Source organism: Opitutus terrae PB90-1 (genome assembly GCF_000019965.1).
Classification (GTDB): domain Bacteria; phylum Verrucomicrobiota; class Verrucomicrobiia; order Opitutales; family Opitutaceae; genus Opitutus; species Opitutus terrae.
In genome coordinates this window covers 5,097,112-5,120,225 of record NC_010571.1, presented here as the reverse complement: position 1 = coordinate 5,120,225, position 23,114 = coordinate 5,097,112, and the positions used below count along the sequence as shown (strand labels likewise).

Genomic DNA, 23,114 nt, shown 5'->3' with positions numbered 1-23,114 from the left:
CCGGCGGCGAGCACCGGCCCTACGGGGCAATCGGCTGCCATGACGAGTTTTCGTTTTACCTCTAGAGGATCATCCCCGCTGCCACGGTGCTGTTCGATGCTTCGTCGACGAGAATGACCGCGCCGGTTTGTCGGTTCTTTTTGTAGGAATCGCGGAACACCGGCGCCATGGTGCGCAGCGAGACGCGCGCAAAATCGTTCATCTGCACCGCGGCGCCGCCGGCGTCGCTTTGCCGGTGCAGCGTCGTGACGTCGAGCCGATACCGGACGGCGCGCACCAGGCACTTGGTCTCGCGCGTCGTGTGCTGCAGCACATAGCGCCGCGCGGGATCGAGCGGCTGCTCGGAAAGCCAGCAGAGCATCACCTCGAGATCCTGCGTGGCCTCGGGCATGTTGTTCGGTCGCGCCAGCATGTCCCCGCGACCGATGTCGAGGTCGCGATCGAGTTCCAGCACGACCGACATCGGATGAAAGGCCGAGTCGACGGGGCCGGACGGACCGTGGATCGCCTTGATTCGCGCGGTGAAACCTGTGGGCAGGTGAACGACCTCCTCGCCCGGACGGAACACACCGCTCGCGACCTGGCCGGCGAGCCCACGGAAATCGGGCGCGGCGGGGTCCTGCGGCCGGATCACCGTCTGCACCGGGAAGCGCGGGTCGACGTGGTTGGCGTCGTTGCGCACGTAGACGGTTTCGAGCGTGTAGAGCAGCGGTGTGCCTTCGAACCACGGCATGCGCGGCGACTTCGTGACGATGTTGTCGCCTGGCAGCGCGGCTGTCGGGATGAACTGGATGTCCGCGGCGTCGAGCCGCTCGGCGTAGGCCATGAACTGGTTGCGCACCCGTTCGAATTCCTCCTGCCGGAAGTCGACGAGGTCCATTTTGTTCACGCACACGATGAGGTGTTTGATCCGGAGCAGTGTGGAGATGAACGCGTGCCGGCACGTTTGCTCCGTGAGCCCCTTGCGCACGTCGATCAGCAGCAACGCGAGCTGCGCAGCCGACGCGCCGGTGACCATGTTGCGCGTGTATTGAAAATGGCCCGGGCAGTCGGCGACGATGAACCGCCGCCGCGGCGTGGCAAAATAGCGATGAGCGACGTCGATGGTGATGCCCTGTTCACGTTCGGCGCGCAGTCCATCGGTGAGGAGCGCAAGGTCGGTGTAGGCATCGCCGCGCCGCGCGCTGGCGCGCTCCACGGCGTTCCACTGGTCCTCGAAAATCGACTTGGTGTCGTAGAGCAGCCGGCCGAGCAGCGTGCTCTTACCGTCGTCGACGTTGCCGCAAGTGATGAAACGGAGGAGGTCGGGCGCCGGCGTGGTTGAGAGTTGAGCGTTGAGAGTTGAGAGCACTGGACCAGGCGCCGGCGGACGGCCGCCTAGCGATTGGGATTCGGAGTTCGAAGTTGGACGTTCGACGTTCAAGGTTGGGGAGTTCGGTCTGCGGAACGAATCGGCGGTGCAGCTAGAAATAGCCGGCTTTTTTGCGGTCTTCCATCGCCGTCTCGGAGCGCTGGTCGTCGTAGCGTGTGCCGCGTTCGGTTTGTCGCGCGGCGGCGATTTCGGCGACGATCGCGTCGAGCGTGGCGGCGGTCGAGCGGATCGCGCCGGTGCAGGTCATGTCGCCGACAGTGCGGAAACGAACCGTTTCGCGCTGGGGTTGTTCGCTGGGGAGCAGCGGGAGGGCCGGGGAGACGGCGAGCAGCGAGCCGTTGCGCAGAAACACCTCGCGCTCGTGCGCAAAGTAGAGGCTCGGCAGCGGTAGCCGTTCGCGGCGGATGTAAGCCCACACGTCGAGTTCCGTCCAGTTGCTGAGCGGGAACACGCGGAAATGTTCTCCCGCGCGCTTGCGGCCGTTATAAAGGTTCCAGAGCTCGGGCCGCTGGTTCCGCGGATCCCACTGCCCGAATTCATCGCGGTGCGAAAACACGCGCTCCTTGGCGCGCGCTTTTTCCTCGTCGCGGCGGCCGCCGCCCAGCGCGGCGTCGAGCTTCAACTCGGCGATTGCGTCGAGCAGCGTCACCGTTTGCAGCACGTTGCGGCTGGCGTTCGGGCCGGTTTCCTCGGTCACGCGGCCGGCGTCGATCGTGTCCTGTACGCGCCGAACGATCAGCTGGTAGCCGCAGGTCCGGGCAAACTCGTCGCGGAACGCGAGCGTCTCGGGAAAATTGTGACCGGTATCGATGTGAAGCAGCGGAAAGGGTGGGCGCGCCGGGGCGAAGGCCTTGCGCGCCAGCGCGGCGAGCACCAGCGAGTCTTTGCCGCCGGAGAAAAGCACGGCGGCCGAGGCGAATTGCGCGGCGGTTTCGCGCAGGATGTGAATCGCCTCGTGCTCGAGCAGGTCGAGGTGGCTGAGGTGCAGGGAAGTCATGATCCGATTGGGGCAAACCTCAGACGGTTTTCACCACAGATGGACACAGATGAACACAGATGGAAATCCGGTCCTAATCTGTGTTTATCTGTGTGCATCTGTGGTTGAAGCTGGATTGGAAAACCTGATCTCTTCACAACGCATTTCGCCTTCAGAACGTCAGCGGGGCGGGCGGAGCCGCGTCAGGGCAAACGCCACCAGGCGCTCGCTGCACCGGTCGATGGTTTCCCGGCTGGTTTCGATTGTCAGATCCGCGTTTCTCGGTGGTTCAAAGGCGGAGGTGAGCCCGGTCATGTGGGGTACCGCGCCGGTTTTGGCCCTGGCGTAGAGCCCCTTCACGTCGCGCGCGCGGCAGACGTCGAGCGGCGCGTCGAGAAAGACGAACGACAGGCAGTCGCGATCGATCGTGCGCGCGATCAGCTGCCGCTGGTTTTCGAGCGGCGTGATGAACGATGCCACGACGCAGAGCTGCGAGCTGACCCCGAGCTTCGCCGTCTCGGCTGCGCGGCGGAGGTTTTCCGAACGGTCGGCGTCGGAGAAACCCAGTCCCGCGCACAAGCCGCCGCGCAAGCGGTCGCCGTCGAGCTCGAGCACCGGAATCGCGCGCGCGCGCAACGCCGTGGCGAGCCGTGCGGCGAGTGTCGATTTGCCGGCGCCGGAGAGTCCGCACAGCCAGAAGACGTGAGGCGTGAACGAGGCCCTGTCAGCTGCTGCCTCCGGGAGGCGCGAGACGTGACGCGCGGCGCTCATGCGAGCTTCTTGAGTTCCGCTTCAACCAGTCGCGCGACCATTTCCTTGAACGGCACGGTGTTTTCCCAGCCGAGGATCCGGCGCGCTTTCCCGGGATTTCCGCAGGGCGCAACCGGTTCGACGGTGGTCACGAGATTTTGATCGTGGCGCACGTGGTCGCGCGCGTTCAGGCCGACGCACTCGAATGCGGTCGCGACCAGTTCGGCGACCGAGTGCAGCTCGCCGGTGGCGAGCACGAAATCATCGACCTTCTGCTCCTGCAGGATCAGCCACATGCCGCGCACGTAATCGGGCGCCCAGCCCCAGTCGCGCTTGCCCTCGAGGCTGCCGAGCAGGACCTCCTGCTGCAGCCCGCGCTTGATGCGCGCGGCGGCGCGGGCGACCTTCATCGTCACGAAGTTGCTGCTGCGGCGGGGCGACTCGTGGTTGTAGAGAATCACCGCGCACGTCTGCAGCCCATAGGCGATGCGGTAGATCCGCGCCATTTGCTGGGAAAACGCCTTCGCCGCGCCGTAGGGCGTCGTCGGGTTGACCGGCGTGAGTTCGTCCTGCGGTGAATGTGGCGGCGAGCCAAAGACCTCGCTGCTCGACGCGTAGAGAAACTTCGGTGGGTCCGGCAGGTCGCGCAGAATCTCGAGCAACCGGAGCGTGGCCATCCCAATGCTGTCGACCGTGCTTTCGGGCAGTTCGAGGCTGAGTCGCGGACTCGACTGACCGGCGAGATGGTAGAACTCGTTCGGCTTGGCGCGACTGATGATCCGGCGCAGGTGCGTCGCGTCTTCGAACGCGCCATTGTGCAAAAACAGCCGTTGGCCCAGCACCTTCGCGTCGGTCACGAGGTGGCGGATATTGCTCGCGGCGAGGGCATCCGGCCGGTGCACCAGACCGTGCACCTCGTAATCGCGGGCCAGCAGCCACTCGCACAGATACGAGCCGTCCTGGCCGGTGATGCCGGTGATGAATGCTTTGGGCATGAGAACCCCGTGGTTATGGCGCGGGCACCGCCGAGCGCAAAGCCAAACACGACCGGGCATGGCACGAGCATCTCGCCCGTGACGTAAGATAGCGGGTGGCGAACTGCAATGGGGCGCGCGGCGTAATCCGCGGGCGGAAAGCCCGTGCGACCTTGCGAGCCGGCGACAATTTCAGCTTGCACGGCGTTGCGACAGACTGCCTTCTGCGCGATTGCGACGGAACTGAAGACTTCCGATTGGCTCACAGATCTGCTGCAGTGTCGGCGAGTCGTCGTCTCCACGCAGGAAATGCCCATCGTCCCTCCTTTGATGCTTCGTCTCCTTCGCCTTCTGGCCTTCGCGGGCGTCTGCTCCGTTCTCTTCGTCGGCTCCCTTCCAGCGCAACCGCTGCGCAGTCCCGTCCTGCCGCTGCCCGAAAACTACTTTCCCGGGTTGAAGCGGTTGCTGGAAACCGCGGTCAAGCAGGCGCCGCGGATGATCGCCCGCAACACCGACGAGATTGTGGCCGAAGCCGAGCGGACGACGCTGCGTGCAGGCCAGCTGCCCTCGATGCGGGCCTACGGCAGCTATTACCCGTGGACGCAGGATCGCCGGGGCGACGCCTCGGAAACCACCACGACCCAGAAGGTGGCTTACAACGTTTTTCTCGAACAACCGCTCTTCCATTGGGGCGCGTTGAAGGACGCCAGCCGGATCGGCGAGCTGAAGGTGAAGATTGCCCAGGGAGACACCGTCGAAGCCTACCGGCTGCTGATCAGCGAAATCCGCTCCCAGTATCTTCAGCTGATTTTCAAGCGACTCAGCGTGGAGCGGACGCGCGCCACGCAGCGGATGGCCGAACAATCGTGGCAGATCGCGCGCGAGCGGTTCGAACGCAAGGAAATCTCCGAATCCGACCTGTTCTCCGCGCGGATGGGCGCCGAGCAGGCCCGGCTGTGGACGGATCGGTTTCAGGAGGATTACGATACCGCGCGGTATGTGCTCGGGAAACTTTGCGGCATGCCGACGATTCCGGACGAGGAGGTGCCGCGGGAAATCCCGGCGATCGCGCGCGCGGAAACCGAGATCGACGGCCTCGTGCGCGCGTTCACCACCCAGGAGGATCCGGTGACCTACGGACTGGAGAATCTCCGCCGCCAGGTCGATATCGAGCAGTTGAACTACGACATCGCAAAGACGCGGTTGCGGCCAAAGGTGAACGCAGTCGTGGGATTGACGCAGGACCAGCAGGACTATGTCTACACGCAGAACAGCGCCCGCAACTACCGCTACGAAGTGCAGTCGCTCTACACGGGAGTTTCGGTGAACTGGTCGATCTTCGACGGGTTTGCCAGCCGCGCGGCCAAGGCGTCGGCGCTGGCGCGGCGGCGACAGGCCGAGCGCACCTATGAAGTGCAGCGCGAGAACGTGTTGGTGAGCGTCCGCGCGAAAAAACGACAGTTGGACTTCGCCGCGCGCGGGCTGGCGATGTCGGAGGAGTATCTCGCGCTCGGCGAGCGCAGCTTCCGGACCAAGGAAGAGGATCAAAAGCTCGGGCTCGCGTCGCCCACCGATCTCGAGAACGCGCGGCTGCAGCTGTTTGATGCGCGGGTGAGCACCTTTAACGCCCGTCAGGATTACCTGCTGCGGGCGGCGGATTTGCTCTCCGCCACGTTGAACGATCCTGCGCTCACGAACCTGCCCTCTTTACCTCGATGAAAAAGTTCCTGTTTATCGCTGCGGCGCTGGTCGTGCTGGGTGTTGCGTTGAGCCTCTACCTGCGGCCAACGGCGCAAGTCAGCGCGGCGGTCAAGGACCGCGCCGTCAATCTCGTGCCCGGCAGCGTCATCGTGCGGGCCGAGTATCAGATGGAACTGAAGAGCGAGATTGGCGGCCGGGTCATCAAGAGCGAGCTGGATCCGGGCTTGAAGGTCCGCCAAGGCGATTTCCTGGTGCAACTCGACACCGGCGATCTTGAACTCGAAATCGAGCGGATCGAGAGCGACTACGCGGCGCGAAAAAAAAGCCTCGAGATCGGCTCGTCGACCCGGCTCGACCTCGTCACGGCGCGCGAAAACATCGCGCATCTCGAGCGGATGGTGGAGAGCGGAAACTACCCGGTCGCGGAGCTGGAGAAACAGCGGCGTGGGCTGAAGGCGATCGAACAGAAGCTGGCCTTGGAGGAGGTGGGCAACGAGCACGAACTGGCGACGTTCGAGAACACGCTGAAGGCGAAGCGGCGCGAGTTGGAGAAAATGACCATCGTCGCTCCATTTGACGGCGTGGTCGCCGAAGTGCGCGCACGACCGGGCGACTTGATCGGCGGCGGCGCGCCCATCGCGATCCTGATCAGCACGACGCGCACAGTGGAGGGACGGATCAGCGAGGAGAACTTCGCCGGGGTGCGCGAGGGACAGGATGCGCAGGTGCGGTTTCTTGGCTACGGGGAGCAACAGTATCGGGCTAAAGTCACCAAGATCCTGCCCACCGCCGATCCGGCTACGCAGCGTTACATCGTGTATCTCGAGGTGCAGATCGAACCGGAGAAGCTGGTCCCGGGGCTCACCGGCGAACTGACGATCGTGGTCGGCGAGCGCGATGCCGAGGCGATCATTCCGCGGCGCGCGCTGTTCGGAAACAATGTCTTGGTCGTAGAGAACGGCCGCGTGCGGCTGCGCACGGTGGAGGTGGGTTATGTCAGCCTCACGTCCGTGGAGATTCTGAAAGGGCTCAAGGCCGGTGAGCAGGTGATCGTGGACGATCTCGATCGTTTTCGTGACGGTGATCGCGTCCGCGTGGACGATGCGTCGGGCCGTTAACGACAAGTCGCCTCGGACATGTCGCCCAACCTGCGGATCGCATTTCGGTTTCTGACCGCGAAGAAGCGCGCGATGGCGATGAGCCTCTCGTGCATCGTGCTCGGGGTTGGACTCTTTGTCGTGACCCAGGCGACGACGACGGGTTTCGAGAAGCTTTTTGTCCACACGATGTTGGGCACGGACGGCGCGATCCAGATCAAGGATCGCGTGCAGGACACGATGCGCAGCATGGCGGCGGGCAACACCGCGTCGATTTTCAGCATTCGGCAGCCGGAGGGCCGCAAATACATCGAAGGCATCGAGGAGCCCGAACTCGTAAGCGAGGCGGTGCGGCAATTCTCCAACGTCGTGGCGGTTTCGACCGTGCTGACGGGCCAGGTGATTGTCCGCAGTTCACTCTCCCATGACACCGTCCGGGTGTACGGCATCGATTTCGACGATCACGTGAAGGTGTCGGATCTGGAGCGACAGATTGTACGCGGCCAGGCGGCGACTTTCCGCGGAGCGCCCACCGGGGCGCTGGTGGGCCGCGAAATGGCGAACCGGCTCCAACTCGCGGTGGGCGATTCACTGGTCCTCGAAACATTGGACCAGCAGCGCCGTTATCGCGTGAGCGCGATCTTTGAAACGGGCGTGAGTGAGTACGACCGCAGCCGGGTTTTTGTGCACCTGAGCGAAGCCCGCTCGCTGCTGAAAAAACCGACGGGGGCCTCATACATTCAGATCAACGTCACCGATATCGAGCGGGCCCCCGAGGATGCCGCGCGGATGGAAGAGGTGCTGAAGCACCAGACGCGACCCTGGCAGGTGCGCGAGAAGACTTGGCTCGAGGTGTTTCGCGCGCTGCGGATGTCGACGGCGATCACGGTGTCGGTGTTCACGCTTATCGCGGGTTTGGCGATGTTCAACACGCTCGCGATGATCGTGCTCGAGAAGACCAAGGAGATCGCGATCCTGCGTTCGATGGGCTACACCCGGCAGGACATTTCCCAAATTTTCCTCTGGCAGGCCGTGATCGTGCTCGCGATCGGCACCGTCGGCGGATGTCTCCTCGGCGCCGGCATCACCTGGGGCGTGTCGCAGCTGCCGCTGCGAGTCACCGGAATTTTCAAAACGGAAACCTTCATCGTCGCCTGGTCGGTGTGGCACTACGTCGCCGCGGTGCTGACGGCCGTGACGATGGTGATGGTGGCCAGCCTGATCCCCGCGCGGCGGGCGGCCAAGCTCGAGCCAGGCGATGTCATTCGCGGCACGGCGCAATAGGAGAGATCATGTCGACCACCGCTCCCGAGTTCGCCCTCCGATGCTCCAACATTCACCGCCATCTCGGTCAGGACGAGGGCCGCGTGCACGTCCTGCGCGGCGTGTCGTTCGAGGCGCAGGCGGGTCACGTCTACGCCATCGTCGGGCCCTCGGGCTGCGGGAAATCGACGCTGCTCTACCTGCTGGGACTGCTGGATCGGCAGGAAGAGGGCGACATCTGGATCAAGGGCCAGCTGATGTCGAACAGCAGCGATCTGGAGCGCACCGCGGCGCGCGGCGCGCACATCGGATTCGTGTTCCAGTTTCATTTTTTGATGCAGGAGTTCACGGCGCTCGAAAACGTCATGATGCCGATGCGCAAGCTCGGCCGGCTCGCGGCGGCTGAAATGGAGGACCGGGCGCGCGGGTTGCTGAGCGACGTCGGGCTGGGCGAAAAAACGCACCGGCTGACGAATCATCTTTCCGGCGGCGAGCAGCAGCGCGTAGCCATCGCCCGCGCGCTGGCCAACCAGCCGGCGATCATCCTCGCGGACGAGCCGACGGGCAACCTCGACGTGAAAAACTCGAACCTCGTGTTCGACCTGCTCACGCGGCTGGCGAAGGACCACGGCCAGGCCGTCGTGCTGGTGACGCACAACCCGGAACTCGCGGCCCGGTGCGACACGGTCCGCAGCATGCGCGATGGGCTGTTCGTCGGGTAGCGGGGCAGGGGAGACGGATTCTCCAGGAGCGCGGCCGTCGTCGGCCGCTGACGGGCTGTTGCGGCCGGGGGCGGCCGCGCTCTCAGGGGCAGCCCGCGCCGGCGTCGTGCTTTGTTTCGTGATTGGCCTCGCGTTTTTCGTTTCACAGCTCGCCGAAATCCCGTACCGCAGCGCGCTGCGCGGCTACGACAACACGTTCAACTATCTCTGGCTCCGCTCCGCGATCGAGGATGGCGATTGGGATTTCCGCAATGATCTCGCGGCGTGCAACACGCTCGTGCCTGAGCAGCGCGCCGCAGCGCTAGGGCTGCCGCCGACGAAGAGCGACCGGATTCCAAACAAATACGGGGTAGGCTGGGCCGTCCTGACGTTGCCCTCCTATCTGGCGGCGGAGTCGATCGTCGGCGTGGGTCGCTGGACGGGCTGGTGGTCATTGTCGGGCGACGGGTTCGGACCGGTGCACCAGATCGCCGTGCAAGTCGGCCACGCTCTACTCGCGGTGCTGGCGCTGTTGCTCGCGGTTAAGGTGATCAGCTCCTGGCTGAACGATCGCGCCGCGGCGCTGCTCGGCCTGCTCACGGTGTGGCTGGCGAGTCCGCTGCTGTATTACCAGAGCGTGAATCTGAGCATGAGTCATGGCGCGGCGTTTTTCGCGATCGCGCTGCTGGCCTATGCGCTCGAGCGGGCCACCGCCGGCTCGTCCGTGGATCGACCAACGGTGAATCGCGGTTGGTGGTTGCTGGCGGGAGCCGCGTTCGGGCTGGCGGTCACCACGCGATTCCAGCTGGTCGTGTTCGGGGTGGTGGTCGCGTGGACGGTCCGGCGGGCAGCTCGGTGCAGGGCAGGGTCTCCCGACCCCGCCGCTCCGCGTGCTGCGACGGATTCGGGAGATCTGACGCTGGAGATTGGGTCAGCTGCTGGCGCGGCGGCGTCGGGAGACCCCGCTCTACGGCTTCGTGCTGTCTCGAGCCTCGCGATGCTGGTGCTCGGCGCAGCGCCGTTTGTTCTGCTGCAGCTCTGGGCGTGGCGCGTCGTGTATGGCGAATGGTTCGTGTTCAGCTACGGCGCGGAAGGGGAGGCTTTCCACTGGGCGCGACCCGAGCTGCTCAACTCGTGGTTCTCGTCGTGGCACGGTCTGTTTTACTGGCATCCGTTCCTGCTGGTGGCGTTCACGGGCATGCTGGGCTGGATCTGGCAGCAGCGCGGCGCCGCGCTCGGCTGGGGCGCGGCCTGGTGCGCCACCGCTTTCATCAACGCCGCCTGGTGGTGCTGGTGGTTTGCCTCCGCCTTCGGCAACCGCGGCTACGATGCCGCGCTGCTGCCGATGATGGCCGGCGCGGGCTGGTTGTTTCGGCGCGCAGGAGCTCGCAGTCGTCGCGCATTGCTCGTCATCGCCGCTGCGGCCGCGGGCTGGAACGTGTATCTGGCTCTCCTTTACCGCAGCGGTGCGATCGCGCGCCACGCGCCGGTGACCTGGCTGGAAATGCTCGCGGCGGCAAAACAACTGCCGGACGCGCTGCGATTCTGAACCAAAAGGCAAACGGTGGGTCGATGGGCGGTTCCTCCGCCAGCAATCTTTGTCGAGCATCAAGGCTGCTCGGATTTTGTTCACAAAAAATGCGGTAAAGTTCTTTACATCCGAAAATCCGGCGCCTTCTTTGGCGGCGTTTTTTCACTGTTTCCCTCCCCCCGCTGTGAGCCACGACCCTTCACGAAAGACCTTTCTCGCCAAATTGATCGGCATCGCCGCCGTCGCGAGCCTCGCCCCGCGATTGTTCGCCAAGCGCGCCGCGGCGGCCGCCGATGCGAGCACGCCGGTGAAGGCCGCAGGGTTCACGCTCCAGCGCGAGTCACGCGCGGTCGCGCGCCGCGCGGATTCGATCTGACCCTCGGGGCCGATCGACGTCTTTCCGGTTCATGTCCTCTCTTTTCCCGAAATCGGCGAACAGACTCCCGCTCCAGATCGTAATCTATCTGGTGGTGCTGGGCGGGATCGCGACGGCGGGCGTCACGTACTACATGACGCCGAAATACACCCGGGTCGGCTATGCGCCGGTCCAGCCGGTGCCGTTCAGCCACAACCTTCATGCCGGCCAACTCGGCCTCGACTGTCGCTATTGCCACACGGGCGTCGACAAGGGCCGCACCTCCGTCGTGCCGACGGCGCAGACGTGCATGAACTGCCACAACCAGGTCAAGCCCGACAGCCCGCTGCTCGCCGTGGTGAAGCAAAGCTACGAGACGGGCGACCCGGTGCCGTGGGTGAAGGTGCACGAGGTCCCGGACTTTGTGTTCTTCAATCACTCCGCCCACGTGAACCGCGGCGTGAGTTGCGTCGAGTGCCACGGCAAGGTCAACACCATGGACGTGGTCACGCACGAGCAGCCGCTGAGCATGTCGTTCTGCCTCGAGTGTCACCGCAATCCGGCGACACGCGTGCGCGCGCCGCAGGACGTTTACAATTTGGATTCACTTCCGATCGCGGCGCAGGCCGGGACTGCCGCCGGTGAAAAGTTCGTGCACGACTGGAAAATCAAGCCGCCGCAAAGCTGCACCGGTTGCCATCGATGAAACGCAAATCTGACCATTCCGCGCCGGCGAACAGCGAGCCGACCGGCCCGAAATACTGGCGCAGCCTCGACGAGCTGGCGGCGACGCCCGGGTTTCAGGAGCAGCTGCACCGCGAGTTTCCCGAGGGCGCTTCGGAGCTGAACGGCGTGGATCGCCGGCATTTCCTCAAGATCATGGCGGCGTCGTTCGCGCTCGGCGGCGTCGGACTGGCGGGCTGCCGCCGGCCGGAGAAATACGTGCTGCCCTACGGCAAGTCGGTCGAGGGCATGATTCCCGGGCTGCCGCTGTATTTCGCGACGGCGATGCCGCTGCGCCGCACGGCGATTCCCGTGCTGGCCGAGACGCATCAGGGCCGGCCGACGAAGATCGAGGGCAATCCCACTTACCAGCAGCACGGCGGCTCGGCCTCGCTGCTCGCGCAGGCGTCGGTGCTCGATCTTTACGATCCGGAACGCGCGACGCAGCACACCCGCGAGGGGCGGAAGCTCAACGTCGCCGACCTCAACGAACAGCTTGCGCAGATCGGCACGTCTCACGCGGCGAATGGCGGGGCGGGCCTCGCGTTTCTCGCGGAGGAGTCGAGCTCGCCGACGCGCGCGCGGCTGCTCGCGCAGTTGCGGGCGCGGTTGCCCCGGGCGATCTGGGCGGAGTACGAGCCGGTGGCCGACGAGGCGCCGGTGAGTGCGGCGACGGCGGCGTTCGGCCAGCCGGTGCGGCCGTTGTATCGCTTTGCCCGGGCGCGGCGGATCGTTTCGCTCGATGCGGATTTCCTGCGGCCGGACGGCGCGGGACTTTACTACGCCCGCGAGTTTGCGAAGGGCCGGCGGGTGGTGAATCGCGAGGACGCGCAACAGATGAACCGGCTCTACGTGGCCGAGAGCGCGTTCACGATCACGGGCAGCATGGCGGATCACCGGCTGCGGCTGGCGAGCAGTCACATGCTCGCGCTCGCTGCGGCCCTCGCGGTGAAGATCACCGGCAGTGCGGCGTTCGCGCCGCTCAGTGCCGGGCTCGACATCGATCCGAAGTGGATCGACGAGTGCGCGGCGGATTTGCTGGCGCACCGCGGCACCAGCGTGTTCGTGGCGGGGGCGCATTTGCCCGAGCAGGTGCACGCGATCGCCTACGCGATCAATGCGGCGCTCGGCAACATCGGGGCGACGGTCGACTTCGTCGCCCCGCCGACGAACGACGCCGCATCGATCCAGACGCTCGCGACGGCGATCCGCGATGGCGCGATCGACACGCTTGTCATCCTCGGTGGCAACCCGGTGTACAATGCGCCGGCCGATCTCGATTGGGCGGCGCTGCAGAAGTCGGTGAAGAACGTGGTCCGGCTCGGTTACCACACCGACGAGACCACGGTGGCCTCACCGGCGGGCGCGCATCTCGCGGCGGCGCATTATCTCGAGTCGTGGGGCGATGCCCGCACGGCGGACGGCACGATCGTGCCGATCCAGCCGATGATCCTGCCGCTGTTCGGCGGGCTGACCGAGCTCGAAGTGCTCGCGCGGATCGTGGGCGCGAACAATCCTGATCCGTATGCGCTGGTGCTTGAAACGATCACGGCGCTGGCCGGCGGTGACGCGGAAAAGGCCTTCCAGCAGTTTCTCCATGACGGACTGCTCGCGAACTCCGCGTATCCGACCGTCGCGGTGAGCTACAACGCCGCCGGCGTGGCCCGGCTGCTCGGCGCGGGCGCGGGCAATCCGGCAGCACTTTCGAAGGACAACCTCGAGGTGCGGTTCGTCACCGACTACAAGATGGATGACGGTCGGTTCGCGAACAACGGCTGGCTGCAGGAGCTGCCGGATCCGATCACCAAGATCTCGTGGGACAACGCGATTCTCGTCAGCCCGCGGCTCGCGCGCGAACTAGGCGTCTATCCGGACGGCTCGACGCTGCAGGTCGCGCGGGTCGAGATGGCCGGTTTCCACCAAGGCAAGGAGCAGGCGTTCATCGGCGAGCTGACGGTGAACGGCCGCACGGTGCGCGCGCCGATCCACATCCAGCCGGGACTTTCGAACTACACCGTGGTGCTGCCGCTCGGCTACGGTCGGACGCAGTCGGGCCACGTCGGTCGCGGCATGGGCCACGATTTCTATCCGCTGCGTACGTCGGCGGGGCTGCATTTCACCGTGGGCGGGAAGCTCGTGCCGACGCAAGACGTCAAGGCGATGCCGAATACCCAGGAGCACTGGTCGATGGAGGGCCGCGACATCATTCGCGAGGCCAACGTCGACGAGTTTCTGGAGAACCCGCGGTTCGTCGCGGCGTTCGGCATGGAGTCGCACAGCCCGTCGATTCTCGGCGAGCAGGGCGAGGCGATGACGCCGGCCGAGCGGGCCACGTTGATCCCGCGCGGCAATTCGCTCTACAAGACGCCCGCGTTCGGCGGACCCGACGCGCTCCAGTCCGGCACCCACCAGTGGGGCATGTCGATCGACCTCAACACGTGCATCGGCTGCAACGCCTGCGTCGTCGCCTGTCAGGCCGAGAACAACATTCCGATCGTCGGTCGCGATCAGGTGCTGCGCGGCCGCGAGATGCACTGGATCCGGCTCGACCGTTACTACTCCGACGGCAACGCCGATGCGGAAGCTTTCGGCGGCGAGGGCAACAAGCACCTGCCGGAGGATCCCCAGGTTTCGCTGCAGCCGATGGCGTGCGTGCAGTGCGAGCTCGCGCCGTGCGAAACCGTGTGCCCGGTCAACGCGACGGTGCACGACGAGGAGGGCCTGAACGCGATGGCCTACAACCGTTGCATCGGCACGCGCTATTGCGCGAACAACTGTCCCTACAAGGTCCGCCGCTTTAATTTCTTCGATTACAACCAGCGCCAGCTCGACAGTCTTTACCTCGGCCCGGTCGGCCCGCAGGGCATGCCGGAGCTCGTGAAGATGGTGAAGAATCCCGAAGTCACCGTCCGGATGCGCGGCGTGATGGAGAAGTGCACCTATTGCGTGCAACGAATCCAGAACGCGAAGATCCAGCACAAGGTGAAGACCGCGAAGGCCGGCCACCCCGACGACATCGCGGTGCCGGACGGCACGATTGTGCCTGCCTGCGCGCAGACCTGCCCGGTCGAGGCGATCGTCTTCGGCAACATCCTCGATCCGGAGAGCGCGGTTTCGAAGGCGAAAGCTCGCGAGCACGACTACGCGGTGCTGGGCTACCTCAACACCCGTCCGCGCACGACCTATTCGGGCAAGCTGCGGAATCCGAATCCGAAAATGCCAGACTACGTCGCCCGGCCGTTCAGTCGCGTCGAGTACGAGAAGAAGAACCATCCCGCCGGCCACGGCGGCGGCGCCGAGGGGCACGCTCCCGCGCATGAGCACGGCGCGCCCGCGACCAAGGAGGGCCACGGATGAGCACGCACGCTGAACACGCCGCGCTCGCGGGCGCCGCGATCCTCAAGGAAGTGAAGCCGGCGGTGCTGCCGCGCGCCACGCTCGTCGAGCACGGCCGCAGCTTCGCGTGGATCACCGACAAGATCTGCGGGATCATCGAAGGCAAGACGCCCGGCTGGTGGTGGGTCTGCTTCGTCGTCGCCTGCTTCGTCGCCTCGTTCACCGTCGCCGGGCTGACGTATCTCGTCGCCACGGGCGTCGGCGTGTGGGGTCACGCCAATCCGGTCAACTGGGCGTGGGACATCGTCAACTTCGTCTTCTGGATCGGTATCGGCCACGCGGGCACGCTGATCTCGGCGATCTTGTGCCTGCTGCGCCAGAAGTGGCGCACGTCGATCAACCGCGCGGCGGAGGCGATGACGATCTTCGCGGTGGTCTGCGCCGCGATCTTCCCGGTCTTCCACGTCGGTCGCATCTGGTATGCGTGGTATCTCTTCCCGCTGCCGAATTCGAACTGGATCTGGCAGAACTTCCGCTCGCCGCTCGAGTGGGACGTGTTCGCCGTGTCGACCTATGGCACGGTCTCGGTGCTGTTCTGGTATGTCGGTCTCATTCCCGATCTCGCGGTGCTGCGCGATCGGTTCCTCGCCGCCGGCAATCGCTTCCGCTCGTTCCTCTACGGGCTGTTCGCGATGGGCTGGCGCGGCTCGAACCGCCACTGGAGCAACTACGAGATGGCCTACTTGGTCCTCGCCGGCGTCTCGACGCCGCTGGTGCTCTCGGTGCACACGATCGTGTCGTTCGACTTCGCGGTCTCGCTGCTGCCTGGCTGGCACACGACGATCTTCCCGCCGTATTTCGTCGCGGGCGCGATCTTCTCCGGGTTTGGCATGGTGCTCACGCTCATGCTGCCGCTGCGCGCGGTCTACAAACTCGAGGATCTGATCACGCAGTACCACATCGACTGCATGTGCAAGATCACGTTGGCGACCGGCACGATCGTCGGCTACGCCTACGCGATGGAGTTCTTCATCGCGTGGTACGGCGCGAACCCGTATGAAGGCTTCACCTTCATCAACCGCGCGTTTGGCAACTACGCGTGGGCCTACTGGATCATGATCACGTGCAACGTGATCACGCCGCAGTTCTTTTGGTCGAAATGGGTCCGCCGCAACACGACGCTGGTCTGGGTGCTGTCGATCTTCGTCAACGTCGGCATGTGGTTCGAGCGGTTCGTGATCATCGTCACCTCGCTCGCCCGCGACTTCCTGCCCTCGAGCTGGGGCTACTACAGCCCGTCGATCGTCGAGATCTTCACGTTCTTCGGCACGTTCGGCGTGTTCTCCGTGCTGTTCCTGCTGTTCATCCGGTTCCTGCCCGTGATGCCGATGGCGGAACTGAAAGCGGTGACGCCGCAGGCGGACGTGCACGGCCACGGGCCCGACGATCACGCGCACACCACGGGCCTCGGTGACCCGATCAAAATGGAGAAACACTGATGTCCTCCGTTTCCGTCCAACCTTACGGCTTGATCGCCACCTTCCAGACGCCCGCCGCGGTCTATCACGCGGCGGAGCAGGTGCGCGACGCCGGCTACAAATACTGGGACGTCATCGCCCCGTGTCCGATTCACGGCATGGACAAGGCCATGGGTTTGAAGCGCTCGATCGTGCCGCGGATTTCCCTCGTCGGCGGCATCACGGGCTTCTGCACCGGCATGACGTCGATCTGGTGGATGAACGCCTACGACTATCCGCTGATCGTCGGCGGCAAGCCGTATTTCTCGCCGATGTTCGCGTTTCCGATCTCGTATGAGCTCACGATCCTGTTCACCGCGTTCGCGACCATCATCGGCATGTTCCTGGTGAACGGTTTGCCGATGCACTATCACCCGGTGCTGAAGTATCCGAAGATCAAGCGCGGGATGGACGACCAGTTCTTCATCGTCATCGAGGCGCGCGACCCGCGCTTCAACGCGGCCAACACCCGCACGCTGCTGGAGAAAGCTGGCGGCGGCGAAATCACGGAGCTCGAGGCCTGACCATGCGCCACGTCTACCTCGTCACCGCTTTCGTGGTCGTGCTGCTGTTCTCCCTCCTGGGACTGCGCGGCACGAAATTCACACGTCCGCCGATGGACGTTTTCCCGGAGTGGGCCTTCCCGGGCATGAAGCACCAGCCGTTCTACAAGCCGCAGCGCGAGAGCGCGTTTTTCGCCGACGGTCGCGCCGACCGTCCGATCCCGCAGCACACGGTTGCCCGCGGACAGCTGCGGAACGACGATGCGCTCGATCTCGGCCGCGCGGCGGACGGCAACTGGCTGCGCGGGTTCCCCGCGGCGGTCACGGTTAACGCCGAACTGATGGCGCACGGCCGCGAACGCTTCCAGATCTACTGCCAGCCCTGCCACGGTGCCGCCGGCGACGGCAATGGCATCACCAAGCAATACGGCATGGGTGCCACGCCGACCTACCATGATCCGCGGCTGCGCGACATGGCGGAGGGTGAAATTTTCAACACGATCACGCACGGCAAGGCGAACATGCTGCCGTATGCCGACAAGCTGCTCCCCGAGGAGCGCTGGGCCGTGATCCTCTACGTGCGTGCGCTACAACGCGCGCAGATGGGCACAGCGGCGGACGTCAACGACGCCGCGGCCAAGCAAACTCTCGGCCTGCAATGAGCACTCACGCTGCCACCCTTCCTGTTGTCGCCCCCGCGACGGCCACGAGCTCACTGGCAGGCCGGGCGCTGGTCGTGGGCCTGATCGGCATGGCGATCACCGCGGCCGGGCTTTTCATCTCCCCGCCCGCGCACATTGCGTTGTCGTGGCTCGTCGCCGTCACCTACTGGACCGCCATCGCGATCGGCATGCTGCTGATGGTGCTGATCCACCATATTTTCGACGCATCGTGGTCGGTGGTGATTCGCCGCCAGTGGGAGCACGGTCTCTCCGCGTTCAAGTGGCTGCTGATCCTTTTCCTGCCGCTGCTGATCGTGTCGTATTTCAACCGCGGCCTGATCTGGCCCTGGATGGATCTCGGCCACGAGCTGCACGGTGGGCACACCGTCGGCCAGGACCCGCTCTACCTCAAGAAGTCGGGGCTGCTGAATTTCCCGGTGTTCGTCGTCTCGACGCTCGCATTCTACGGCCTGTGGATCTGGCTCTCGGCGCGGCTGCGGAAGGCCTCGTTCACGCAGGACGCCGATGGTGACGTGAAGTGGACCATCAAGAATCGCGTCACGGCGGCGATGGGGTTGCCGATCGTCGCGTTGACGCTGACATTCGCCGCCATCTTCTGGGCGAAGTCACTCGAATATCACTGGTTCTCCACGATGTATGGCGTGTGGTTCTTCGCGAACTGCGTGCGGGGCGCGTTGTGCTTCGGCGTCATCATCATGGTCTGGCTTGCCTACCGCGGCGATTACGCGGGCGTCCTCAACAAGAATCACCTGCACAGCATCGGCCAGCTGATGCTCGCGTTCACGGTGTTCTGGGCCTACGTGACGTTCTCGCAGTATTTCCTGATCTGGAACGCCAACGTGCCCGAGGAAACGTTCTGGTATAACCTGCGCGAACTGAACCACGACGGCACGACGAACCAGTGGTGGTATGTCGGACTGGTGATCCTCTTCGGCCATTTCGTGCTGCCGTTCTGCCTGCTGCTGTCCTACCGCTACAAGGTCACGCCACACATCATCCGCCGGATCGCCTGGTGGAATCTCGCGATCATCCTCGTCGACATCTGCTACAACATTCTGCCGGCGCTGAAGGATGCGCACGGCGATCCTTGGCCGATCCTGTCGCTGAATCTCCTCTGGGTGCTGAGTGCCGTCGTCGGCGTGGGCGGCGTCTGTGTCTGGGCGTACCTGAAGAGCTTCCCCACCACCAAACTCATTCCGATCCGCGATCCGCGGATCGCGGAATCCCTCCAGCATCATGAGTGAACATCCTGCTTCCTCCGCGCCCACGTCGCCGCGCGCGCCGCTGATCAGCGTGCTCGGGGTCCTGGTGTTGTTCGCGCTGTTCGCCGTGGTGGTCTACTACGTCTACGTGCCGCGCCAGACCGGCGCCTTTCCCGACGATGGCATTCGCACCGAGAAACAGCGTCGCGAGGCGCTCGCCGAGCTGCACGCGAAGGAAGCGAAGCAGCTCAGCAGCTACGGCTGGGTCGACCAGAAAGCGGGCGTGGTGCAGCTGCCGCTCGATCGCGCGATGGAGCTGACGCTGCAGAAATATCAGAAGCCTCCGCAATGACCTCTGCTCAGACTGAAATCAGCGAAGTCGACTCGACCGCGCGGTTCCCGCTGTCGCTGCTGCTCGCGTTCGCCGTGCTCTGGGCGCTGGCGGGCGGGGCGCTCGCGCTGCTGAACTACGCGCAGACGCTCGACCCGGCGCTGCTGGCCGACTGCGCGCTGCTGACTTACGGCCGCGTGCGCGGCATGCAGGAGACGGCGCTCGTCTACGGCTGGGCGGGCAACGCCGGATTCGCCGTGGCCCTCTGGCTGCTCGGCCGGCTCAGCGGCGCGCCCCTTCGTTCATTGAACTGGGTGGTGGTGGGCACGCTCTTCTGGAACTTCGGCGTCGCCCTCGCCATCGGCGGGATCGCGGGCGGACACGGAACCTCGATCGTGCTGCTCCGGATGCCGGCTTATGTGCAGTGGTTTTTGCTGGCGGCGTTTGCGGCCATCGCCGTGCCGGGCGTGCTCGCCTGGACGGGACGCGCGCACAAGCCGATGTTCGCCGCGCAATGGTATGCGGTCGCGGCGCTGTTTCTCTTCCCCTGGCTCTTCTCCGCGGCCCACGTGATGCTGGTGGTCGCGCCGCTCCGCGGCGTGCTGCAGCCGGTGGCGGAAGCGTGGTTCGCGCAGAGCCTCTGGACGCTCTGGATGGCGCCGGTGGCGCTGGCCGCGGCGTATTATCTGGTGCCTAAGATCACGGGTCGCGCGATTCCCAGCTACGATTTTGCGGGCCTCGGCTTCTGGACGCTGCTGGTCATCGGCGCGTGGACCGGCGGCCGCCATCTGATCGGCGGGCCGGTGCCCGCGTGGATCGCCACGATCGGCATCGTCGCGTGTGCGGTGCTCACCTTCCATTACCTGGTGGTGGCGATCAACCTCTCCGGCGCCTTCCGGCGTTCGGGCTTTACGCTGAAGTTCGTCGCGTTCGGCGTCGCGGCCTACGTGCTCGGTGGATTTGCCGACGCGGTGTTGTCGCTGCGAAGCGTGGCCGAGGTCACCCAATTCACCTGGATGAGCCAGGCGCAGAGTCAGCTCGCGCTCCTGGGCGCGTTTTCGATGATTGTGACGGGCGCGATTTATTTCCTCGTCCCGCGAATCGCGAACCAGCCGTGGGTCTCGACCCCGTTGATCCGCGCACACTACGCGGCCGCCGTGATCGGGGTGATCGCGCTCGTGGGCGGCCTGGCCGCGGCGGGCATCGTGCAGGGCCGGGATCTCAACAACGCCGCGGTGGCGCTGGTCGACATCGCGACCCACACGCGTCCGTGGCTCCTCGTGGCGGCCGCAGGGCAGGCGCTGCTGCTGGTGGGAAATCTGGTGCTGGCGGCGCACCTCGTGCGGTTGTGGACGACGAAGCCGGAGACGCCGGCGGCCGAATTGATTCGTGAGCCGCACGCCATGGAGGCTTCAGCATCATGAGAAACGGTTTGCTCTTCTTTGTCGGCTTGTTTGCCGCGCTGGTCTTCTCATGGGCCGGCGTGGTGCTCTGGCCGAACCAGCAACTTGCCCGGCTCGCGCCGCTGTTCGACGAGAACGAGGGCAAGGCCTTTCCGCTGCGCGCACCGGGCCTCGCCGCGCAAGGCCAGCAGGTCTACGCGGATCTCGGTTGCGCGGTGTGCCATACGCAGCAGGTGCGGCGGCCCGGTTTCGGCGCCGACAAGGAGCGCGGCTGGGGCGAACACCAGAGCGTGGCCCGCGATTATATTTACCAGACGCGCGTGCATCTCGGCGAAAGCCGCGTCGGCCCCGATCTCGCCAATGCCGGCGGACGGAAGGCGCCCTATGACGAGGAGGACCTGCTGAAGCTGCTCTATGCCGGTGCCGGCGGGATGCCGTCCTACAAATTCCTGTTTGAGCAACGCTCCATCGCGAATCGTCAGCCATCCGATCACGCGTTGCCGCTGTACGGCAACCTCACGCCGCCGGTGGGCCAAGAAGTCGTGCCGACCCACCGCGCGCGCGCGCTGGTGGCGTATCTCCTGAGCCTCAAGCAAACCTACGAGTACCCCGAAGCCCGGCCGGTCGAGCCGGCGGCGCCGAAGGAGCCAGAGAAGCAATGAGCGATCCATTTCCCAGCGATCCGCGGCTCGAGCAGCCCGGTGCCAGCGACGAAAGCCTGCTGAAGGCGCACGAAGCCGCGGCCGCGAAGAAGGCCGGCGGCGAGGGTGGCCGTTACCGGCTGATGCCTCTGGCGCTGCTGTTCATCTTCAGCGGACTCATCTTCTACGGTGCCACCTATCTGAACCATTACTCCGGCGAGTACAGCGCCGAGGTGTTCAACGAAACGGCGAAGCCGGTCAAAGGCGGCGCCGCGGCGCAGAAGCTGGATCCGCTCGTACTCGGCAAGCGCAATTTCGACCAGGTGTGCGCGACGTGTCACCAGGCCACCGGCATGGGCGTGGAAGGAATCTATCCGCCGCTCGCCGGCTCCGAGTGGGTGAACGGCAACCCCGAACGGCTGATTCGCGTGGTGGTTTACGGACTCAAGGGCCCGCTCGTCGTCGAAGGCAAAACCTACGGCGCGGCGGCGATGCCGGCGTTCGGCAAGGTGCCGGGTTCAGGCTACAACTGGAACAACGACCGGATTGCCGCGGTGCTGACGTATATTCGGCAGCAGTGGGGCAACAAGGCCGAGCCGATTTCCGCCGATCAAGTGGCTGCCGTCCTCGCGAAAGAAGGCGTCCGCAAGGAGTGGAGCCAGCAGGAGCTGGAGGCGTTCAAGTAAGCGTGCGGCTGTAGCCGGCTCGGTGAGACCGGGGGAGGGCGGATGCGACGCAGCTGGTTGCGCTCTTGCTGAATTGAAGCGGGCCAGGAGGTGGAGTGACATAAATCCGCTTACACTTTTTCGCACCAAGCCGGGTTCGTTTGTCTTGAAGAGGAAGCCATGAGGCTTGGGGAGGGTTGAGGGAGGGGCGCAGCCCCTCCCTCACCTGAACCTACGAACGGGGACGAGGCCGGATCTGGTTAGCCGCGGGTCGATCGTGCCCAGCAGGAGGGAATCGAAGTGTACGCGGTAAAGCTGCCGGTAAGGGGTGAACGCCACGGTCAGGCCAACGAAGGCCCGACCGATGTGGCGATGGCTGCCGTCCAGCTTCACGTAGCCGTGAGGCCTGACCCGGCGAGTGACGCAGCCGAGCGGGTACTGTGGCGGCACGAGTCGGGGCAGCAGCCGGGTGCTCGGGCGGTAGAGGCTGGCCGGAGTGCGTCCGGCCAAACCCTCATGCGGACGGTCGTGGTTGTACCGGCCGCACCAGCGCTGCAGGCGTCGGACTTGCGCGCCGTAGGAGCGGGACACGGGCGTGGCGGCCTCGGCCTTGAGCATGCGGTGCATCTGCTCGTGAGCGTTGTTGTCGAGGCGGCGTTTGCGGCTGACAAACTGCACTTCGATGCCCAGCCGCTGCCACCATAGGCTCAGCGCGGTCAGGCCATACGGCCCGCTGCCGCAAAACGGCGTGCCGCGGTCAACCCGAATCGCCTGCGGCACGCCGAAGCGGCGGAACAGCCGCGCGAACACGCGGCGGACCACCGGCTCGCTCTGCCGGGGCACGGGATGGGCCGTAAGCATGAAGCGGCTGTACAGATCGCGCACCGTTAAAGCCAAGATCCACGCTCCGTCTTTGGTGTAAAAGTCTCCCTTGAAGTCCGCGGTCCAGACCGCGTTCACTCGCTCGGCGAGCACGGTGGCGGGCCGCCCCGGTCCGGCTCTAAGCTTGCGACGTCGCTGGTGCACGCGACCGGCGGCTACCAGCCACCGGTGGAGCGTCCGGCTACACGGCACTCGCTCGCCGGGATGCGTCCGCTCGAGCCACCACCGCAACTTGGGCGCACCCCAACTGGGCCGCGCCTGACGCGCGAGCAACACGCGCGCGTGCCACCGCGCCAACGCCTGGCTCACCTGTTTGGGGCGGCCCGGTTGTCGCGCAACCAGCCCGTTTACCCCCTGAGCCACATACCTCGCCGCCCACTTGTAAGCGGTCGTGCGGCTCACGCCAAACCGCGCGCACAACGCGGTCACCGACACCGTGCCTCGCGTCATCTCCCGAGCGAGAGCCTGACGCTGCTGCTCCGCCGTTTTGATCTTCCAGGGCATCGCA

Annotated in this window: 21 protein-coding genes; 16 read left to right on the top strand and 5 right to left on the bottom strand. The window is 65.3% G+C overall.

Annotation, left to right across the window (positions count from 1 at the left end; translation table 11 throughout):
• Positions 1–61: 61 nt before the first annotated feature.
• From OTER_RS19915 to OTER_RS19900, 4 genes are all read right to left on the bottom strand, one after another.
• Positions 62–1,351 carry a sulfate adenylyltransferase subunit 1 gene (locus OTER_RS19915; protein WP_012376746.1) on the bottom strand — a complete coding sequence of 430 codons (1,290 nt, stop codon included), beginning with the start codon at positions 1,349–1,351 and terminating at the stop codon, positions 62–64.
• Between the two features lie 112 nt (positions 1,352–1,463).
• The gene (gene cysD / locus OTER_RS19910) at positions 1,464–2,369 is read right to left on the bottom strand and encodes a sulfate adenylyltransferase subunit CysD (RefSeq protein ID WP_012376745.1); all 906 of its coding nucleotides are present in this window, start codon (positions 2,367–2,369) and stop codon (positions 1,464–1,466) included.
• 159 nt (positions 2,370–2,528) lie between these two features.
• Positions 2,529–3,119, bottom strand: coding sequence for an adenylyl-sulfate kinase (gene cysC / locus OTER_RS19905; protein ID WP_012376744.1), 591 nt, complete (start codon positions 3,117–3,119; stop codon positions 2,529–2,531).
• Positions 3,116–4,093 carry a GDP-mannose 4,6-dehydratase gene (locus OTER_RS19900; protein WP_012376743.1) on the bottom strand — a complete coding sequence of 326 codons (978 nt, stop codon included), beginning with the start codon at positions 4,091–4,093 and terminating at the stop codon, positions 3,116–3,118. Before OTER_RS19900 ends, cysC begins: the two co-directional genes overlap by 4 nt.
• Positions 4,094–4,402: 309 nt before the next feature.
• On the opposite strand from OTER_RS19900, the gene OTER_RS19895 reads away from it, so the two are divergent.
• The 16 genes from OTER_RS19895 (at position 4,403) to OTER_RS19825 (ending at position 21,745) form a co-directional block, all read left to right on the top strand.
• Positions 4,403–5,791 carry a TolC family protein gene (locus tag OTER_RS19895; RefSeq protein WP_012376742.1) on the top strand — a complete coding sequence of 463 codons (1,389 nt, stop codon included), beginning with the start codon at positions 4,403–4,405 and terminating at the stop codon, positions 5,789–5,791.
• On the top strand, positions 5,788–6,891 hold the full coding sequence (locus OTER_RS19890; RefSeq protein WP_012376741.1) for an efflux RND transporter periplasmic adaptor subunit: 1,104 nt from the start codon (positions 5,788–5,790) through the stop codon (positions 6,889–6,891). The genes OTER_RS19895 and OTER_RS19890 overlap by 4 nt, the downstream gene beginning before the upstream one ends.
• Before the next feature lie 18 nt (positions 6,892–6,909).
• A complete protein-coding gene (locus OTER_RS19885) occupies positions 6,910–8,154 on the top strand; it encodes an ABC transporter permease (RefSeq protein ID WP_012376740.1) in 1,245 nt (414 codons plus the stop codon).
• Between the two features lie 8 nt (positions 8,155–8,162).
• Positions 8,163–8,855, top strand: a complete 693-nt coding sequence (locus OTER_RS19880) for an ABC transporter ATP-binding protein (protein WP_012376739.1) — start codon at positions 8,163–8,165, stop codon at positions 8,853–8,855.
• A 118-nt stretch (positions 8,856–8,973) separates the two neighbouring features.
• On the top strand, positions 8,974–10,383 hold the full coding sequence (locus OTER_RS19875) for a hypothetical protein (protein ID WP_148218187.1): 1,410 nt from the start codon (positions 8,974–8,976) through the stop codon (positions 10,381–10,383).
• A 166-nt stretch (positions 10,384–10,549) separates the two neighbouring features.
• Positions 10,550–10,741: a hypothetical protein gene (locus tag OTER_RS25950; protein WP_148218186.1), complete on the top strand. Its 192-nt coding sequence runs from the start codon at positions 10,550–10,552 to the stop codon at positions 10,739–10,741.
• Between the two features lie 31 nt (positions 10,742–10,772).
• Positions 10,773–11,426 carry a cytochrome c3 family protein gene (locus OTER_RS19870; protein WP_012376737.1) on the top strand — a complete coding sequence of 218 codons (654 nt, stop codon included), beginning with the start codon at positions 10,773–10,775 and terminating at the stop codon, positions 11,424–11,426.
• Positions 11,423–14,800, top strand: a complete 3,378-nt coding sequence (locus OTER_RS19865) for a TAT-variant-translocated molybdopterin oxidoreductase (protein WP_012376736.1) — start codon at positions 11,423–11,425, stop codon at positions 14,798–14,800. The genes OTER_RS19870 and OTER_RS19865 overlap by 4 nt, the downstream gene beginning before the upstream one ends.
• Positions 14,797–16,278 carry an NrfD/PsrC family molybdoenzyme membrane anchor subunit gene (nrfD, locus tag OTER_RS19860; protein ID WP_012376735.1) on the top strand — a complete coding sequence of 494 codons (1,482 nt, stop codon included), beginning with the start codon at positions 14,797–14,799 and terminating at the stop codon, positions 16,276–16,278. Before OTER_RS19865 ends, nrfD begins: the two co-directional genes overlap by 4 nt.
• Entirely contained in the window at positions 16,278–16,820 is a 543-nt protein-coding gene (locus tag OTER_RS19855; RefSeq protein WP_012376734.1) for a DUF3341 domain-containing protein, read from the top strand. Before nrfD ends, OTER_RS19855 begins: the two co-directional genes overlap by 1 nt.
• Before the next feature lie 2 nt (positions 16,821–16,822).
• Positions 16,823–17,461 carry a c-type cytochrome gene (locus OTER_RS19850; protein WP_012376733.1) on the top strand — a complete coding sequence of 213 codons (639 nt, stop codon included), beginning with the start codon at positions 16,823–16,825 and terminating at the stop codon, positions 17,459–17,461.
• Positions 17,458–18,726 (top strand): hypothetical protein, encoded by a 1,269-nt coding sequence (locus OTER_RS19845; protein ID WP_012376732.1) that lies wholly within the window; start codon positions 17,458–17,460, stop codon positions 18,724–18,726. The genes OTER_RS19850 and OTER_RS19845 overlap by 4 nt, the downstream gene beginning before the upstream one ends.
• A complete protein-coding gene (locus tag OTER_RS19840) occupies positions 18,719–19,036 on the top strand; it encodes a hypothetical protein (protein ID WP_012376731.1) in 318 nt (105 codons plus the stop codon). The genes OTER_RS19845 and OTER_RS19840 overlap by 8 nt, the downstream gene beginning before the upstream one ends.
• The gene (locus OTER_RS19835) at positions 19,033–20,439 is read left to right on the top strand and encodes a cbb3-type cytochrome c oxidase subunit I (protein WP_012376730.1); all 1,407 of its coding nucleotides are present in this window, start codon (positions 19,033–19,035) and stop codon (positions 20,437–20,439) included. Before OTER_RS19840 ends, OTER_RS19835 begins: the two co-directional genes overlap by 4 nt.
• Positions 20,436–21,080, top strand: coding sequence for a cbb3-type cytochrome c oxidase subunit II (locus OTER_RS19830; protein WP_012376729.1), 645 nt, complete (start codon positions 20,436–20,438; stop codon positions 21,078–21,080). Before OTER_RS19835 ends, OTER_RS19830 begins: the two co-directional genes overlap by 4 nt.
• Positions 21,077–21,745 (top strand): c-type cytochrome, encoded by a 669-nt coding sequence (locus OTER_RS19825; protein WP_012376728.1) that lies wholly within the window; start codon positions 21,077–21,079, stop codon positions 21,743–21,745. The genes OTER_RS19830 and OTER_RS19825 overlap by 4 nt, the downstream gene beginning before the upstream one ends.
• 201 nt (positions 21,746–21,946) lie before the next feature.
• On the opposite strand, the gene OTER_RS19820 is transcribed toward OTER_RS19825, so the two are convergent.
• Positions 21,947–23,110, bottom strand: a complete 1,164-nt coding sequence (locus OTER_RS19820; protein WP_012374564.1) for a helix-turn-helix domain-containing protein — start codon at positions 23,108–23,110, stop codon at positions 21,947–21,949.
• Positions 23,111–23,114 lie beyond the last annotated feature (4 nt).